The sequence below is a fragment of the Fructilactobacillus frigidiflavus genome (assembly GCF_044054575.1).
In the GTDB taxonomy this organism is placed as follows: Bacteria; Bacillota; Bacilli; order Lactobacillales; family Lactobacillaceae; genus Fructilactobacillus; species Fructilactobacillus frigidiflavus.
The window spans coordinates 387,992-405,278 of sequence record NZ_CP168716.1 but is presented as its reverse complement, the minus strand read 5'-3'; the positions used below and the strand labels follow the sequence as shown (position 1 = coordinate 405,278).

Here is a 17,287-nt window from a genome sequence, read left to right as displayed (position 1 = left end):
GAATTTCATTTTGTAAAATGGAATTCTTTTTGTTTCCGTATTTATTGATGTATCGCAAAAAAACATTTCGTGGTTTGAATAATAATTCTAATCGTGATATAATTTAAACTTGTGAACTAAGTAAACTTAGTTTGCCCTTGCTCTTCAAATCACTGGAGGGCCTATAGTCCATAAGGAGGTGTAATTCATGGAAAACAAATATGAAATTACTTACATTATTCGTCCTGATCTTGATGACGCTGCTAAAACTGCTTTAGTAGAACGTTTCGACAAGATTTTGACTGACGATGGTGCTAAGTTAATCGATTCAAAAGACTGGTCAAAACGCCGTCTTGCATACGAAATCAACGGTTACAACGAAGGTTTATACCACGTGATTAACTTAACTGCTGACAACGCTGATGCAATCAACGAATTTGATCGTCTTGCAAAATTCAGTAGTGACATTTTACGTCACATGACTGTTGTTCGTAACGACAAATAATAAACTTTAAACTGAGAGGAGCATTTTCAGATGATTAATACCGTTGTCCTAACTGGACGTTTAACACGAGATGTCGATTTGCGATACACCCAAAGCGGCGCAGCTGTAGGTACTTTTACCTTAGCTGTTGATCGTAGATTCACCAGTTCCAATGGTGATCGGGAAGCTGATTTTGTCAATTGTGTTATCTGGCGTAAACCAGCTGAAAACCTTGCTAACTTCGTTCATAAAGGTTCGTTAATCGGGGTGGAAGGTCGTTTACAGACTAGAAACTACGAAAACAAACAAGGCCAACGGGTCTACGTGACCGAAGTGGTCGTTGAAAACTTTACTTTCTTGGAACCACGTCAAAATGGTAGCCAACCAGGTAATAACAACGCCGGCAATGCTGCTCCTCAACAAAATCCATTTGGCACTCCAGCTAATAATAATTTTGGTGGTAATAACAACCAAAATATTAACAAAGGTTCCGACAATTCTGCCGATCCATTTGCTGGTGGTGACCAAATCGACATTTCCGATGATGATCTTCCATTTTAATTAATGTGCTGATCTGATTTACGACCGAGGAGGGAAAAACATGGCTGAACAAAGACATTCTAGAGGTGGAAGAAGAGGCGGACACCGTCGCCGTAAGGTAGACTTCATCGCTGCTAACCACATCGAATACATCGATTACAAAGATACTGACTTATTGAAACGTTTCATTTCAGAACGAGGTAAGATTTTACCTCGTCGTGTTACTGGAACTAGTGCTAAAAACCAACGTAAGTTGACTAGCGCAATCAAACGTGCCCGTATCATGGCTTTACTACCATTCGTAGTTGAAGACTAATTTATAACTAAAGGAGACCTAGCATCCGCTAGGTCTTTTTTTATTGCGTAAATTTTTAAACGGCTTGTGATAGAATAGAAGACAAAAGTAGTTTAAATGTAGGGGTGAATTTATGGAAAAAATAGTAAAAAAGAATAATTTACCACCGTTTTTGCGAAACAAACGATTGCGGAGTATTTCGCTCTTTATTGCCGTTAGTTTGATTTTGGGGTTAGTGATTGCTTTTCTTTATAATTTGATAGTCGGTGTGGTCCTTTTGATAATGGCCTGCATTGGTTTAGCTTACACCATCAAAAATTTAAACATTGTGGAAGAAAATGCTAACAATTATTTAACTGATTTATCATATTTAATCTCGCGCGGAGAACAAGAAGCCCTTTTGGAAATGCCAATTGGGGTGTTATTGTTGGATCGTGCGAAACGAATTTCGTGGGTTAATCCTTATTTACAGCCTTATTTTGAGGGTAAAAAAGTAATTCAGCGTTCTTTAGAGGAAGTTGATCCCGATTTGTTTGATATTATTCAAAATCATTGGGAACAAGATGATTCTTTTGAAGTAACGTGGCGTGGAAAACAGTTTATGATTTTAATTCAACGCCAGTATAATACCGTCTACATGGTTGATATTACCCATTATGCATCAATTGAAAAACGCTATCTTGACGAGCGGGTGGTCATTGGGGAAGTTTATTTAGATAATTTTGATGAGGTAAGTCAATCAATGACCGATCAAGAAATTTCTAATTTAAAGAACTACGTTACCAATCAGTTGAGTATTTGGGCCAAGCAGTACGGGGTTTACTTAAAACGAATTGATGCTGATCATTACATGATTATGATGTATATGAAGGCTTTACAAGCAATTGAAGCCGATAAATTTGATATTTTAGATAAGATTCGGCAAGGAACTTCGAAACAAAATTTCCCGATTACTTTGAGTATCGGGATTGCGTATGATGACATTGATTTGAATAAATTGGCTGACCAAGCCCAAAGTAACTTAGACTTAGCGCTTGGCCGAGGTGGTGATCAAGCAGTCATCAAGCCTAACGATGGGGAAGCCCGCTTCTTTGGGGGCAAGACCAACCCAATGGAAAAACGGACTCGAGTCCGAGCCCGGATGATTACATCCGCTTTACAAGATTTGATGAAAGGGTCTGACAAAATCTTTGTGGATGGCCATGCCCATCCTGATATGGATTGTTGGGGGGCTGCTTTAGGAATCCGGCGAATTGCCCAAATGAACGGCAAAGAATGTTACATTGTTTTTGACGAAAAGAATGTTTATTCTGATATTCAACGGCTCTTAGATGAAATTGATGATTATCCAGATATCAAGGATTCGATTATTACCTCCGATAAGGCCGTTAAAATGGCCACTGATGATAGTTTACTAGTCATGGTGGACCATTCTAACCCAACGATTGGATTAGCGCCCAGCCTTTACGAACGCTTGCAGAATCGGGTAGTGATTATTGATCATCATCGCCGGGGCGAAGATTTCCCGGAAAATCCATTATTAGCTTACGTAGAACCATATGCGTCATCTGCCTGTGAACTAATTACCGAAATGTTTGAATATCAATCCCAAAGTGCCGATCCGATTAACACCTTGGAAGCAACGACGATGTTAACTGGAATTGTCGTGGATACGCAATCATTTACGGTCAAAACTGGGACCAGAACCTTTGATGCTGCCAGTTATTTACGGTCTTCTGGAGCCAATGTTGATGAGATTTCGCTCTTTATGAAAGAAAACGTGAACAACTATATGGCTGAAAATCACTTGATATCCATGGTACAATTTATCGACGGGAACTTAGCGCTAATTACAGCGGAAGATGAACAAAAATATGATTCTGTAACGGCCGCTAAGTCCGTTGATTCATTGATGAAAATTGATGGAGTAGCTGCTTCCTTCGTAATTTTCCGACGTAATGATGGAAATGTGGGTATCTCAGCCCGAAGTAATGGCGAGATTAATGTCCAGTTAATCATGGAAGCGCTCGGTGGTGGGGGTCACCTCGGTGCCGGAGCAACCCAAATTACGGATAAGTCGGTCGATGAAGTTCAAACGATGTTGTTAGATGTTTTACACAAAGATGAAGAATCAGAGCCAACTAACGATTAGAATACTCAAATTTAAAAGGAGAACAGATCATGAAAGTTATTTTTTTAGAAGATGTAAAAGGTAAAGGAAAACGCGGCGAAGTTAAGAACGTCCCAGCTGGTTACGCCCAAAACTTTTTAATTAAAAATGGTTTAGCTGAAGTAGCTACTAAAGCTGCCGTGGCTAAAGTAAAGGCAGTGCAACGTCATGAAGCCGAAAACGCAGAAGCCGCTTTAGAAGAAGCCGAAAAGATTAAAACGTTCTTGGAAAAAGATGATACAGTAGTTGAATTAAAGGCCAAAGAAGGAAAAGATGGCCGTTTATTCGGTTCAATTCCTAGCAAACAAATCGCGAAAGGTTTAGCTGATCAATACCACGTTGATCTTGATAAACGTAAGATTGAATTGCCAGAACCAATCAAAACGATGGGTTACACTAACGTTCCCGTTAAATTGCATGCGCAAGTTACTGCTACCATTCGGGTTCACGTTTCAGAAAAATAATGGATAAGTATTAGAAAAGAGGATATGTATGAACAACGAGGTTTTGCTAGATCATACTCCCCCTAACAATCCCGAAGCCGAAAAAGCGGTCTTAGGAGCAGTTTTCTTAAGTCCGGATTCAATCGCCGCGGCTTCCGAGTTTTTAACGCCCGCTGAATTTTACCGTCGGGCCAACCAAATTATTTTTCAAGCGATGTTAGATTTAGCGGATGCCGATGAAGTAATTGATGCAGTGTCAGTGGCTGATAAATTAAAGGGTCAAAATCAACTGGAAGATGTTGGTGGGGTTCCCTATTTAGTTGATTTGGTAAATTCGGTGCCTTCAGCGGCTAACGTCGATTATTATGCCAAAATTGTGCATAAAAAAGCGACCCAACGCCGTTTAATTGAAACTGCCAACAAAATTGCTAGCGACGGATACAATGAAAACGAAAACCTAGATGATTTGTTAGATAACGCTGAACGTGAAATTATGGACGTTTCAGAGAAGCGGAATCAAAGTGGGTTTAAAAAAATCGGTGAAGTCGTGGGTGATTCTTGGAAAAAAATTCAAGAATTAGCGGAAAATGGTGGCGAAACGGTCACTGGAACGGCTACGGGTTATGTTCAACTAGATAAGATGACGACGGGCTTACATCCCGGAGAGTTAATTATCCTGGCTGCTCGTCCCGCAGTTGGTAAAACTGCGTTTGCGTTGAACATTGCGCGGAACGTGGGAATTAAAACCAACAAAACCGTGGCCATTTTTAGTTTGGAAATGAGTGCTGAGTCCTTAGTTAACCGGATGCTTTGTGCTGAAGGAAGTATCTACTCTAACCATTTGCGGACGGGGGACTTAACCCAAGAAGAGTGGCAAGCTTTGACCGTTTCAATGGGAACCCTATCTGAATCCCGTATTTTTATTGATGATACTCCGGGAAATCGGATTTCCTCAATTCGGGCGAACTGTCGGCGGCTAAAAAAAGAAGCCGAACATGAACAAGGCGTGGATGATCCCGGTTTAGGCTTGATTGTGATTGACTATCTCCAGTTGATTGAAGGGAATAATAAAGAAAGTCGGCAACAAGAAGTTTCCGAAATTTCGCGGCAATTGAAAAAATTAGCCAACGAATTACAAGTGCCCATTATTGCCTTGTCCCAACTTTCGCGGGGAGTGGAACAACGGCAAGATAAGCGGCCCGTGCTTTCTGACATCCGTGAGTCGGGATCAATTGAACAAGATGCCGATATCGTAGCGTTCTTGTATCGAGATGATTATTACGAACGCGATGGGGCAGATGAAAACAATGGCGCTCCAGGAGCACCACAGCCACCGCAAGCACCAGCCATGGAAGATGACGATGATACTGGCCAATGTGAAGTGGAAGTTATCATTGAGAAGAACCGTTCGGGAGCTCGGGGAACGGTCCCACTTTTATTTTTAAAAGCTTTCAACAAGTTTTCTAACGTTTCTTATCGAGAATAAAACAAAGTCAGCCCAGCATGCGACTGGACTGACCTTTTTGTATAATTTGCAATTTTAACCAATGTTTTGTATTTTAAAATAAGTGAGGAGCTCGATACATATTATGAAAAAATCTTTGATTTACGTGTTTATTTCAACTGTTTTATTTAGTTTGATGGAAATTGCCTTGAAAGTAGCCGGTAATCAATTTAACCCGATTCAGTTAAACTTGATTCGGTTTACTTTAGGGGGCTTGGTAATTTTACCATTTGCCATCTCGCGCTTAAAAAAACTACACCATAAATTGCACTGGGAAGATTGGAAAATTTTTTCATTTACCGGCTTTTTGTGTGTAGTTGTGTCCATGACCCTGTACCAGTTAGCGATTGTGTATGGAGAACCAGCGATTGTCGCCGTGCTCTTTAGCTGTAACCCTGTGTTTGCTTTGATTTTTGCCTACTTTATTTTGCAGGAAAATGTTTCTCGTTCGGACATTATTTCGTTGGTCTTATCAGTAATTGGATTGTTGGTAATTATTGATCCCTTTAAACTAACCAATCCAATTGGGATTTCCTTGGCCATTTTAGCAGCTGCCACCTTTGGTTTTTACGGAATTATGTCACAAGCTAGTTCCCTAAAAGTTCATTTAGATGGGGTAGTCATGACGGGATTCACCTTCATTGCGGGAGCAGCTGAATTATTAGTAATTATTTTAATTACGAAAATTCCACCGGTTGCAGCCGCCATGCGTTCAGTTGGTTGGTTAAAACCATTTGCGGCCATTCCAATTTTTACGAACGTTAATTTAGCTAACTTTTGGATTTTAGCCTTTGTGGGCTTAGCCGTAACTGGTGGGGGCTTTGCCTTTTACTTTTTGGCCTTACAAGATGGTGGGGTCTCAATGGCTTCCCTCGTCTTCTTCTTTAAACCGGTGCTTTCACCAATTTTTGCCTTCTTCTTGATTGGAGAAAACATTAACTTACCAACCATGATTGGGATTGCGATTATCATTTGTGGCTCAATTGTGACGGTGGTCGGCTATCAGGCAAATACCGATGAAGAAAAAATTGAATAATTAGCAACGGAACTGAATTTCAGTTCCGTTTTTTGTTGCTTAAATTTAGCCAACAAAAAAGGCCTTACCAAATTGGTAAGACCTTGCTTGATATGATGGGCAGTCAGGGGATCGAACCCTGGACCCACGGATTAAGAGTCCGTTGCTCTGCCAGCTGAGCTAACTGCCCATATCAAAGTACATTTAATATATTATCATATGGACCAAGGCAACGCAATACTATTTTGCATAAATTCCGTAATTTTTAAGGATGAAGCAGTCACGGATGCTTAGTTGCCTAAATTACTTATGTTATACTTAGTGGTGACTGAGCATAACATAAGCCTTGGTCAAATTCAAATCAAGCATTAGAAAACGAACCCTTAGGAGCGAAAAATTATGTCAAAAATTTTAGTTGTCGATGATGAAAAACCAATTACGGATATTGAAAAATTTAGTTTAGAAAAAGAAGGTTACGAAGTTGAAGTCGCCTATGATGGTGAAGATGCCCTAAAGAAAGTGGAAGAAGCGACGCCTGACTTGATTATTTTGGACTTAATGTTGCCCAAAATTGACGGATTAGAAGTTGCCAAAGAAGTTCGCAAAACGCACAACATGCCGATTATCATGGTAACGGCCAAAGATTCCGAACTAGATAAGGTCTTAGGCCTAGAAATTGGGGCGGATGACTACGTAACGAAGCCATTTTCAAACCGCGAATTAGTGGCTCGGGTCAAAGCTAACTTACGGCGACAAACGGTAGCTAGTGAAAATAGCAGCGAAGATGACGAAAAGAAAGAAATTACCTTTGGGGATTTAACAATTCATCCCGAATCTTATTCCGTCACCAAAAATGGTTCGACGGTTGATCTTACCCACCGTGAATTCGAATTAATTCATTACCTAGCTAAACACGCTGGGCAAGTAATGACTAGAGAACACTTACTCCAAACGGTGTGGGGCTATGACTACTTTGGTGACGTACGGACGGTTGATGTAACGGTTCGTCGATTACGAGAAAAAATTGAAGATGATCCTAGTCATCCAGTTTGGCTAGTAACTCGTCGTGGAGTAGGTTACTACGTCCGCGATGCTGCCGAAAATAAATAAATCAGTAAGAGGAACGCATAATGAAACAGCAGTGGAAATTTTTTAAATCAATTCATTTTAAGATTGCCCTGGTTTTCGTATTAATGATGTTGCTAACCCTAGAAATTGTGGGGACGGTCTTTGTACGGCAGCTTGAGTATCAAAATCTAGCGACATTTAAGGATTCAATCCAGCTTAAACCCTATGTGAATACCTCTTTAAAAAAACAATTAGCCAACAAAAATCAAATTAAAGCGAATAAACAAATTCGCACGATTTTACAAGATGCGGACGTGAACAACGTTGATGAAATCACAGTGGTGGACGCCCATGATAACATCCGGGGAACGAGCCAGACGAGTGAGCAATCATTAGTGGGGCAAAAAAATACGGATAGTGACATTAAGAGTGCCTTGTATAGTGGAAAAACGATTGAGAAAAACACCTCTACTAACAATAATCGTTATTACACGATGATTATTCCGCTCAGCAATAGTGATAAAAATCAAAATAACATTGCCGGGGCCGTTTACATTCGGGCTAATTTAAGTCCGGTTTATCGCAACATTAATCGGATTACGACCATTTACCTCTTTGCGGCAGTCCTCTCAATAATTTTAGGGGTGATTTTGACCCTGGTTATTTCACGGGCGATTACCAAACCAATTGATGAATTAAAGAAACAAACGGAACAAATTGCGCGCGGCGACTATTCGGGGCACGTCCAGGTCTATGGCAACGATGAATTGGGGCAGCTTGCCCATGCCGTTAATAATTTATCCGTACAAGTTGAAGAATCGCAAGAATCAACGGAATCAGAGCGCCGGCGGTTAGATTCGGTGCTCGATAACATGACGGATGGAGTGATGGCCACTGATCGCCGGGGAATTGTGACGATTGTAAATGATGAAGCTCTGGATCTCTTAAATGATGAAAAGGATCAAGTTGTTGGCCGGCCGATTTTGGAAGTTTTACGCTTACAGGATAAATATACTTTAAAGAATTTAATTGATGATCCTGGTCAATTACTGTTAGACTTTTCTACCAAGCAGCATCAGTTGATTCTTTCAACGCATTTTTCCCTAATTCAACGCAAATCCGGTTTTATTAACGGGATTGTTTGTGTGTTCCATGATGTAACCGCCCAACAAAAGATTGATGCGGATCGACGTCAATTCGTATCCAATGTTTCTCACGAATTGCGGACCCCACTAACCAGTGTGCACTCTTACATCGAGGCCTTGTTAGATGGAGCCTGGGAAGATAAGGAACTAGCACCCAAATTTTTAAATGTGACCCAAGATGAAACTAATCGAATGATTCGGATGATTAATGATTTATTGACGCTATCGCGGATGGATTCTGGCACCCAAAGCTACAATACGGAATTAGTTAACATCAATCGGTTATTTAATTATGTTTTGGATCGCTTTGATATGATTGTTAGTAGTGAAGATACTAAGAAAAAATACACGATTAAACGGGATTTTACTAACCAAGATTTATGGGCCGAGATTGATACCGATCGCTTTACCCAAGTGATTGATAATATCATGAATAATGCGGTCAAATACTCCCCCGATGGCGGTGTAATTACCTGTCGGCTTTACGAAAATCATAATCAGATTGTGATGAGTATCTCTGATCAAGGGTTAGGGATGCCCAAAGCAGCCCTTAAACACATCTTTGATCGGTTTTATCGCGTCGATAAAGCCCGCGCCCGTGCGCAAGGTGGGAGTGGGCTAGGCCTGGCGATTTCAAAAGAAATTGTGGAATCATTTGGCGGTAGTATCCATGTTAGTAGTACTGAGGGTAAAGGATCAACGTTCTACATTACTTTACCTTGTGAAACAGTTGAGGAGGATTTGTGGGATGATGGCGAAGCTTAAACGATATACGTTACCATTATTATTAGGAATCGCAGTTTTAATTAGTGTGGTGCTATCAGTGTCCTTATTAACTAATCCGGCTCGTTTTAGTAGTAAAACTCACGAAAAAAAATCAATGACCTTACAGACCGAAGCGAATGCTCGGGGGATGATTGATGTTTATTCACCGACCCAATTAATTGAGACGACCGGAAAAGAAAAGTGGTTGTTAACCAGTTCTTCCACTAATTTAGTTTCGGAAATTTTTAAAGTCATGCAAAGTTATGATTATAAGAACGTGGAAAAAGTATCCCAAAATGCCCCAGCTAAGTATAATCAGGTGATGGATCAGTCGGGTTCGTTGATGTTAAATTATAATAATCCGATTGCTTCAGATATGTTAGCCCAAATTTTGCATAGCAATCAGTTTAAAGATAAGGGTGAAATTAAACGAATCATCGTGCCTTTGAAGGGTAAGCAACCTTACGTATATTTGCTAAATGATGATAAATACGTGATTTATAAAGTGGAAGTTAGTTCGCTTAAATTAAAAAACATTCAGCGCATTCTCAAGCAGCAAATGAATCGAAATCGGGTTGATTTGCGGACGATTAACGGCCATCCGTACATCTACTTCCCTAATCAAGTTAAGATGAAGGATTACGGGTACATGCTCCATGAACAAACCCAAAACTCATACTTGAACCGGATTATCGGTAATGCAACCACGGCTTCCGTTAAACATCAAAAAGACAAAACCGTTTATAGTTCGCAGAATCAAGATTTAGTTTTTGATGATAATGACGATGTAGTGTATAACAATTATCGGCCTAGTCAAAAGGTGACTTCTCCTATTGCTGCTTTAAAAGCTGCTTACCAAAATGCAGTGCAGCTCGGGATTCCGTTGGAAAGCACTAAATTTGATACCTATAATTCCAAAGCCCACAACGTTAATTATCGCCTTTACATTGAGGGTTTCCCCATCTACAGTGACCAACAGCTGGGGGTTTATAATTATAAATTTGTGAATGGCAATACGGAACGCTTTGCCTTCTCCTTGCGTGATTTCCAAGTGCCAGTTCCCACTGATAAACAAACGACGACTCTCCCAAGCTCGCGAGATCTCTTGATTGATTTAGAAAAGAGTAACGTTAATATGAAACAAATTAGCGGAATTCGGTTGGGTTATCAGGTAATTCCGGATACCCAAAATAAGCTGATTGTCACCTTACAACCAAGTTGGTTCATTAAATACAATCAACAATGGGTTAATTATCGTTATTTAGATAATCAATTGGGAAAGGAGAAGGCCGATGAACTTTAAACGAATTCAAGAAGTTTTTCTCTTCGCCTTTATTGTGATTGATATCTTTTTGGTTTTGATGACGAAAACTAATCATATTCAAAACGATAATTCCGCTCCGGATAACGTGAATAGTACCGTAATCAAGGAAATGAAACGGGATAATATTTCAGTGGGTAAATTATCTGATCAAAAAGCGGCCGGCTATTACATTTCCGCTACGCCCGACACCAAACTTAGTAATGAGGTGGGGATACTACGGAATCAAGATGCCCGAATTGACGAAAATGATACGATTAGTAGTATGTTTCATAGTCCGCTGAAAGTTGATCAAAAACATCCAGAAAAGACGATTAATCAACTTTTGAAACAGCCGGGTTTTGTGTTAGACGGTCAGAAATATGAGTTTAATCGAATTGACTCAACCAAGAACAAGCTAGTTTATGATCAAAAAGCAATTGAGGGCGTTTTTTACACGCCGCAGGGCCGCTTAACCTTTAATTTGAATGATAATCATCGTTTAATGGGGTATACGCAGCAAAAGCTCAATGATATTAAAATATTACACGAAAAAGCCGACTTGATTTCGCAAGAACGGGCGGTCATTTACCTGTATCAATATAATGGGATTCCTAATAATTCAGATGTCGTGTGGACCAAATTAGGGTATACGAAGTTGTTATACATTAACGGGAAGGATGTTTATATTCCAACTTGGGTGATTGCAACGAAAGCGAAGGCTTCTTCTGAGCTCCAAATTCATCGAATTAATGCCTTTAACGGATCTTCATTTAAAACGGAACAGGTTCAAAATACCGCCCAAAGTCAGCAGTCATTAGAAAGCGTGGATAAGAAAGATGAATAAGGACGATTTTAAAATTTGCGTGTTATCGAGTGGAAGCGGAGGAAACTGCACTTATATCGAAACACCCGAACACAAAATCATTCAAGATGCCGGTTTATCAGGAATTCGCATTGAACGGATGATGAAATCAATTGGCAAAGATTTAAAAGATGTAGATTCGATGTTTGTGACCCATGAACATACTGACCATGCTAAGGGCGTTGGAATTTTAGCGCGGAAGTACGGCATGAACGTTTATGCAAACGAACCCACTTGGCAAGCGATGAACGGGAAAATTGGCAAAATTCCGGTGGAACAAAAATACATTTTTGATCCGAACCAAACCGAATCATTTGGGGACTTAGACGTGGAAAGTTTTTCCGTTTCACATGATGCGGCGCAAGCCCAATTTTATAATTATCACCATAATGGGAAAAGTTTCGTGATTGTGACCGATACCGGAACTATTTCGGATAACGTGGCGGGCATCATTCGCGATGCGGACGGATACCTGTTTGAATGTAACTATGATACCGATATGTTGATGAACGGTGACTATTCTTACTACACCAAGCTCCGGATTCAGAGTGATACGGGGCATTTATCAAACGTTGAAGGAACGGAAGTCTTGATGGACGTGATGGGGCCGAAAACGAAACACATTTTCTTAGCCCATCGCAGTCATCATAATAATACGAAAGAATTGCAACGCTTAACGGTGGCTTCCATGATGCAAAATAACGGGTTAGGTGTGGGAAAAAGCTTTCAACTACACGGGACGGATGTTGAAAAACCTTCCGATCTCTATACCCTTTAAAAGCGTGATTATCAGCCCGATAGTCACGCTTTTTGTGTGGATAAAAGCAGAAAACGGAAAATCAAGAATCAAGCTGACCCAACCTAACAGAGTGTGGAAGGCAAAAAAATGGTAAAAATTAAGCTAAAAGTCGTTTATAATTAAGGAAGACCACGTTTAGAAACCTAGAAAAATAGACCACATTCTGTTAGGTTAATTTTTATATTACGAACGAAAATATTTATTTAAAATTAATAATTAAGAAAAAAATTAGCGGAAAAACACCGTGGTTAATAACCTGTGGATAAACCTGTGCAAAACTATCCGTGGTGATGCTAACCGTTGTTATTTCAAGATTTAACAAACGTGGATAAAAACTCAACAGTTATCCACAGGGTGTGTGGATAACTTTGGGAAACAATTATTATTAAAGCTGAAATCCAATGGTAGCAACGATTTTAGCAGTTGATTTTTGGGTTAACGAACGTATGTTGCTGTGGAAAACGGTAAAAAATAAAAAAATAATTGACAACATCCACAGAAAAAGCGTGGTGGATAAAACCACGAAAAGTAATTAATAACTGTGATTTCTGTGGATAACTTTGTGGATAAACTGTTAAAAGGAGTATAGTTATGAACATCAAATTAGTAGTTGTGGGAAAAGTAAAAGAAAAGTATTTTCGCGATGGCATTGCCGAATACGAAAAACGCTTGTCACGTTTTTGTAAATTCAAAATCGTGCAAGTTGCCGATGAAAAAGCACCAGAATCTTTAAGTGAAGCCGAAATGGAAGAAGTGAAGCAAAAAGAAGGAGAACGAATTCTTAGTAAAATTAATGATAAAGAATTTGTATTTGCCTTAGCCATTTTAGGGGAGCAATTAGCTTCGGAAGAGTTTGCCGCTAAAATCAAAGATTTAACGACGTACGGGCATTCCGATTTAACCTTTGTGATTGGAGGATCGTTGGGACTTTCTAAAGCAGTCATGCAACGGGCGAATGCGACCATTTCATTTGGGAGATTTACGTTGCCTCATCAATTAATGCGCCTAGTCTTTTGTGAACAAATTTACCGGGCGTTCATGATTAATCAAGGTAGTCCTTACCATAAATAATGCTAAACTTAGAAAAAAGACCCTAGGGAGATGGAAATTTGACAAGAATTAAGCCGAAAATTCGGATGAAGTGGCTGACCATTGTAATGATTTTAGTCGCAGGACTAGTGGCGGTTTTATTTACGCATTATGATGCACCGTTTTACCAACAAACGGTGGCCCAAGTCGAACAAGTCCACAATTATGGCAAAACCAACACGACCGATGAATTTCAAAATCGGGATTATCAAGCTAATCAAACTTTAACTTTGAAAATTTTAAACGGTCAGGACGCCGGAAAAATGGTAAAAGCCCAAAATCAATTTAGTGGGGCTGCCGCAACTGATCAGGAGTATCACCGGGGACAACAAATTTTTGTTCATCTAGGAAGTCACAAATTAAAAAATTCATCAGTGATGATTACCGGTTTTAAACGGGATACCACCGTAGTTTTCTTAATTTGGTTGACGATTACTCTGTTATTAGTAATTCTGAAATTCCGCGGATCAATGGCGCTGTTGAGTTTGGTCGTGAATGCTTTGCTATTTTTTGTAGCAATTGAACTAGACGTCCACACAAAATTCAATCCATTTGTTCTCTTCGCCATCCTCTCAATTATCTTTACGATGGTGACGGCGTTGCTAATTTTTGGGAAATCGAAAGAAACCGTGGTCGCGATTGCCGCGACGATTATGGGAACGTTTTCCGCAATTTTAATTGCTTATTTAGTCCTAACGGTTACTCATCAACGCGGCATGAAATTTGAAATGATGGATTATGTGACCCAGCAACGGTTACCGCTCTTTTTTGCGGGGAGTATGATTGGGTCTTTAGGGGCGATTATGGATTTATCAGCGGATATCACTTCGAGCTTATTCGCCGTGAACCGCGAAGAACCGACCTTAACTTTCTGGCAGCTATTTGAAGATGCACGTCAGATTGGCCGTTCGATTATGGGACCCTTGATTAACGTGTTATTTTTAATTTTTGTGGCCGGGACGTTTCCGATGATGGTCCTCTTTTTAAAAAACGGAAACAGTTGGGGCTATTCGTATTCGATGATTATGTCATTAGGAATTGTCCAAAGTTTGATTAGTGGAATTGGAATTGCGCTCACAGTACCAATTACCGGCTTGATTGCTGGGGCAATTTGTAAAACGAAGGTGATTAAATGACAACTATAACTTTATTAGTCATAATTTTATTTCTCGCAATGCTGTTAGCGGGAGGAAAACAAGGTTTTGTTTCCTTTTTAGGCCTAATTTTTAATTTCGGTTTGGTCTTTATTTCGGTCGTGTTAATTTCGTACGGCTTTCCTTATCTAATTGTGACGCTGATTAATGCGGTCATTATTTTGGTGATTTCAATTTACTTTGGAAATCAACAGGGCCGCAATGCTGATATTGCTTTTATCACGTCTTTGATTGTAGTGGGATTGGTAATTTTATTGATTATTCCGATTGAGCATTGGGCTCAAGTGCAAGGCTTTGGTCCGGAAAACACGGAAGATTTAGAAGGGTTATCGTTGCAGCTTGGCGTTAAATTTCTTGATGTTTCGTGTGCGATGACGATTTTAAGTTGTTTGGGAGCAGTGGCAGAAGCTTCGATTGCGATTGCCACTGGACTATTTGAAATTGAAGCGCACAATCCGACGATTACGTCGGCTAAATTACGCAGTGAGGGGTTAGTGATTGGTAAAGAAATCATTGGAACTGCGTTTAATACCTTGTTCTTTGGTTTTTACGGTGAATTGTTAGCACTTTTCATCTGGTTTTCCCGCTTGCACTATAGTTTTGGGATGATCATGAATGATAAGATTTTCATTTCGGAATTTATCATGACTTTGATTTCTTCAATTGGGGTCATTTTGACGATTCCCGTTACGATTGGAATCTTTTTGCGACAACGAAAAACCACCGCTAAATAAACCGATACGTCATCAATTGATGGCGTATTTTTTGTGATTAAATTCATAAGCCAAAGCGTTGTAACCGCTTACAAAAGGGACTATGCTGTAGTCAAATAAAGGAGGTATCATTATGAAAGATGTAAAAACAATTCCTGCAGCAGTAGCAATGTTAAAAGTGATTGAAGCATATGGGGTTAAACGGATTTATGGTTATCCCGGTGGTTCAATTAATTCAACGCTTCATGCTTTAGATGAAGAAAAAGATCGAATTCAATATGTCCAAGTTCGGCATGAACAAGTGGGAGCTTTGGCAGCTGCCGCTCATGCTAAATTAACTGGAAAAATTGGAGTCGCCTTTGGATCAGCTGGTCCCGGTGCGGTTAACTTACTCAATGGTTTGTACGACGCCAAAGAAGATCGAGTACCGATGCTAGCATTGGTTGGACAAGTTGGGCATAACGACATGAATTACAATTATTTCCAAGAAATGCCTGAAGCTCCGATTTTCTCTGATGTCGCAGTTTACGATCGAGTAGTAATGAGCCCCGAAAGTTTGCCACACGTCATTGATCGTGCAATTCATGAAGCCTACGCCAAAAAAGGGGTTGCCGTAGTTGTGATTCCAAATGACTTTGGCTTTGCTCCAATTCCCGATGTTCGGTATGACTCAGCTTCGGTCACTTATGAAAAACCAGCTCCTGAACCAGTCGCAACTGATACGGAAGTTTCCGAATTCTTAGACATGGTTAAAAATGCAAAACGTCCGGTAATCCACGTTGGTCGTGGAATTAAACAAGGCGGAGCTAAATTAATTGAATTGTCAAAACGGCTTCAAATTCCTTTGATTATGGATGGTTTGGCAATTGGATTAATTGATCCTGACTACGAGGGGAACCTTGGAACTGCCAATCGGGCTGCTTCTAAAGCCGCTGATGAAATTCTGGGAACGGCCGATTTAGTGATTGCGATTGGGGGAGACTTCCCCTTCGCTAATAGTTACTATGCTGGTCATGATTTTAAATATGTACAAATTGATAATTCTGAACTTGAATTGGGCCGTCATCATGTTCCTGATTTAGCAATTTGGTCTGATGCTACGACCTTTGTAGAAAAAGCCATTGCAGCTAGTCAACCAGTTCCCGAATCAGCCTTCTTTAAAGCGGCCGTTGCTGACCAAAAGAATTGGAAAGCATACCTAGCTAAAATTAAAGCCAGCCAAAGTAACAGTCTTTCACCTGCTCAAGTTTACGAACAAGTTAACCGGATTGCGGATGAAAATGCAATCTTTTCAATTGATGTTGGTGATAACATTATCAGTACCTTTAGATACTTGGATTTGAAACCAACTAATCATTGGCTCATCTCAGCTTTGTTTGCCACAATGGGTTCTGGAGTTCCGGGTGCCATTGCCGCTCAGTTAGATGAACCCCAAAAACAAGTCTTTAACATTGCTGGAGATGGGGCCTTATCAATGGTGATGCAAGACTTGGTTACCATGGTTAAATACCAGCTTCCAATTCTTAACATCGTGACGCAAAATGGTGATTTAAGCTTTATTGAAGGTGAACAAGAAGATCTTCCAATGAATATCTTTGGCCTTGATTTACAACGGCAAGACTTCGCAATGATTGCGAAAGGAATGGGAATCGATGCCCTTAAAGTCACGAATTATGATGAACTTCCTGCTGCTTTTGACACAGCTTTGAAAGCTACTCAAGCTGGGAAACCATTCCTACTTGATGTTGAAATTAATGACCATCGGGCTTTACCAGTTGAAGATTTAGTGGTTAAAGTTGTTGATGGAAAATTAGAAGAATTCGTTAACCCAAGATATCTCCAAGAAGAAGGCAAGACTTATAGTTTAGCTGAATTCTTTGAAAAATTTGATGGTAGCGATTTGAAACCATTAACTGATTACTTTGCTGAATATGATGTAAAGCTATAAAAATTAAAATT

General features: G+C 39.9%; 17 protein-coding genes and 1 tRNA gene. 17 read left to right on the top strand and 1 reads right to left on the bottom strand.

All coding sequences use genetic code 11. The features are described from left to right. Nucleotides 1-187 precede the first annotated feature (187 nt). From rpsF to ACEPSS_RS02090, 7 genes are all read left to right on the top strand, one after another. Nucleotides 188-484 carry a 30S ribosomal protein S6 gene (rpsF, locus tag ACEPSS_RS02120; RefSeq protein ID WP_395319753.1) on the top strand — a complete coding sequence of 99 codons (297 nt, stop codon included), beginning with the start codon at nt 188-190 and terminating at the stop codon, nt 482-484. A 30-nt stretch (nt 485-514) separates the two neighbouring features. Beyond that, nucleotides 515-1,024, top strand: a complete 510-nt coding sequence (ssb, locus tag ACEPSS_RS02115; protein ID WP_395319751.1) for a single-stranded DNA-binding protein — start codon at nt 515-517, stop codon at nt 1,022-1,024. Nucleotides 1,025-1,064: 40 nt separating this feature from the next. Next, complete coding sequence (rpsR, locus tag ACEPSS_RS02110) at nt 1,065-1,319, top strand: 30S ribosomal protein S18 (protein WP_395319749.1); 255 nt, start codon at nt 1,065-1,067, stop codon at nt 1,317-1,319. A gap of 112 nt (nt 1,320-1,431) precedes the next feature. Then, nucleotides 1,432-3,450 (top strand): DHH family phosphoesterase, encoded by a 2,019-nt coding sequence (locus tag ACEPSS_RS02105; RefSeq protein ID WP_395319747.1) that lies wholly within the window; start codon nt 1,432-1,434, stop codon nt 3,448-3,450. Between the two features lie 29 nt (nt 3,451-3,479). Next, entirely contained in the window at nt 3,480-3,932 is a 453-nt protein-coding gene (gene rplI / locus ACEPSS_RS02100) for a 50S ribosomal protein L9 (RefSeq protein ID WP_395319745.1), read from the top strand. A gap of 28 nt (nt 3,933-3,960) precedes the next feature. Beyond that, the gene (gene dnaB, locus ACEPSS_RS02095) at nt 3,961-5,397 is read left to right on the top strand and encodes a replicative DNA helicase (protein ID WP_395319743.1); all 1,437 of its coding nucleotides are present in this window, start codon (nt 3,961-3,963) and stop codon (nt 5,395-5,397) included. A 103-nt stretch (nt 5,398-5,500) separates the two neighbouring features. Next, nucleotides 5,501-6,451: a DMT family transporter gene (locus tag ACEPSS_RS02090; RefSeq protein WP_395319741.1), complete on the top strand. Its 951-nt coding sequence runs from the start codon at nt 5,501-5,503 to the stop codon at nt 6,449-6,451. A 96-nt stretch (nt 6,452-6,547) separates the two neighbouring features. On the opposite strand, the gene ACEPSS_RS02085 is transcribed toward ACEPSS_RS02090, so the two are convergent. Further along, nucleotides 6,548-6,620 (bottom strand) — tRNA-Lys (locus tag ACEPSS_RS02085). Nucleotides 6,621-6,829: 209 nt separating this feature from the next. Between ACEPSS_RS02085 and yycF the strand changes: the two genes are divergently transcribed. The 10 genes from yycF to spxB all read left to right on the top strand — a co-directional run bounded on the left by yycF (nt 6,830) and on the right by spxB (nt 17,276). Continuing rightward, entirely contained in the window at nt 6,830-7,540 is a 711-nt protein-coding gene (gene yycF / locus ACEPSS_RS02080) for a response regulator YycF (protein ID WP_395319739.1), read from the top strand. Between the two features lie 20 nt (nt 7,541-7,560). After that, nucleotides 7,561-9,408, top strand: coding sequence for a cell wall metabolism sensor histidine kinase WalK (gene walK, locus ACEPSS_RS02075; RefSeq protein ID WP_395319737.1), 1,848 nt, complete (start codon nt 7,561-7,563; stop codon nt 9,406-9,408). Beyond that, entirely contained in the window at nt 9,392-10,711 is a 1,320-nt protein-coding gene (locus tag ACEPSS_RS02070) for a YycH family regulatory protein (RefSeq protein WP_395319735.1), read from the top strand. The genes walK and ACEPSS_RS02070 overlap by 17 nt, the downstream gene beginning before the upstream one ends. After that, nucleotides 10,701-11,555: a two-component system regulatory protein YycI gene (locus ACEPSS_RS02065; RefSeq protein ID WP_395319733.1), complete on the top strand. Its 855-nt coding sequence runs from the start codon at nt 10,701-10,703 to the stop codon at nt 11,553-11,555. Before ACEPSS_RS02070 ends, ACEPSS_RS02065 begins: the two co-directional genes overlap by 11 nt. After that, entirely contained in the window at nt 11,548-12,351 is an 804-nt protein-coding gene (locus tag ACEPSS_RS02060; RefSeq protein ID WP_395319731.1) for an MBL fold metallo-hydrolase, read from the top strand. The genes ACEPSS_RS02065 and ACEPSS_RS02060 overlap by 8 nt, the downstream gene beginning before the upstream one ends. Nucleotides 12,352-12,773: 422 nt before the next feature. Beyond that, on the top strand, nt 12,774-12,908 hold the full coding sequence (locus ACEPSS_RS02055) for a hypothetical protein (protein ID WP_395319729.1): 135 nt from the start codon (nt 12,774-12,776) through the stop codon (nt 12,906-12,908). Between the two features lie 55 nt (nt 12,909-12,963). Then, complete coding sequence (gene rlmH / locus ACEPSS_RS02050) at nt 12,964-13,443, top strand: 23S rRNA (pseudouridine(1915)-N(3))-methyltransferase RlmH (RefSeq protein ID WP_395319727.1); 480 nt, start codon at nt 12,964-12,966, stop codon at nt 13,441-13,443. A gap of 38 nt (nt 13,444-13,481) precedes the next feature. Further along, the gene (locus tag ACEPSS_RS02045; protein WP_395319725.1) at nt 13,482-14,597 is read left to right on the top strand and encodes a YibE/F family protein; all 1,116 of its coding nucleotides are present in this window, start codon (nt 13,482-13,484) and stop codon (nt 14,595-14,597) included. Next, nucleotides 14,594-15,349, top strand: a complete 756-nt coding sequence (locus ACEPSS_RS02040; RefSeq protein ID WP_395319723.1) for a YibE/F family protein — start codon at nt 14,594-14,596, stop codon at nt 15,347-15,349. The genes ACEPSS_RS02045 and ACEPSS_RS02040 overlap by 4 nt, the downstream gene beginning before the upstream one ends. 112 nt (nt 15,350-15,461) lie before the next feature. Further along, nucleotides 15,462-17,276 (top strand): pyruvate oxidase, encoded by a 1,815-nt coding sequence (spxB, locus tag ACEPSS_RS02035; RefSeq protein ID WP_395319721.1) that lies wholly within the window; start codon nt 15,462-15,464, stop codon nt 17,274-17,276. Nucleotides 17,277-17,287: the final 11 nt, after the last annotated feature.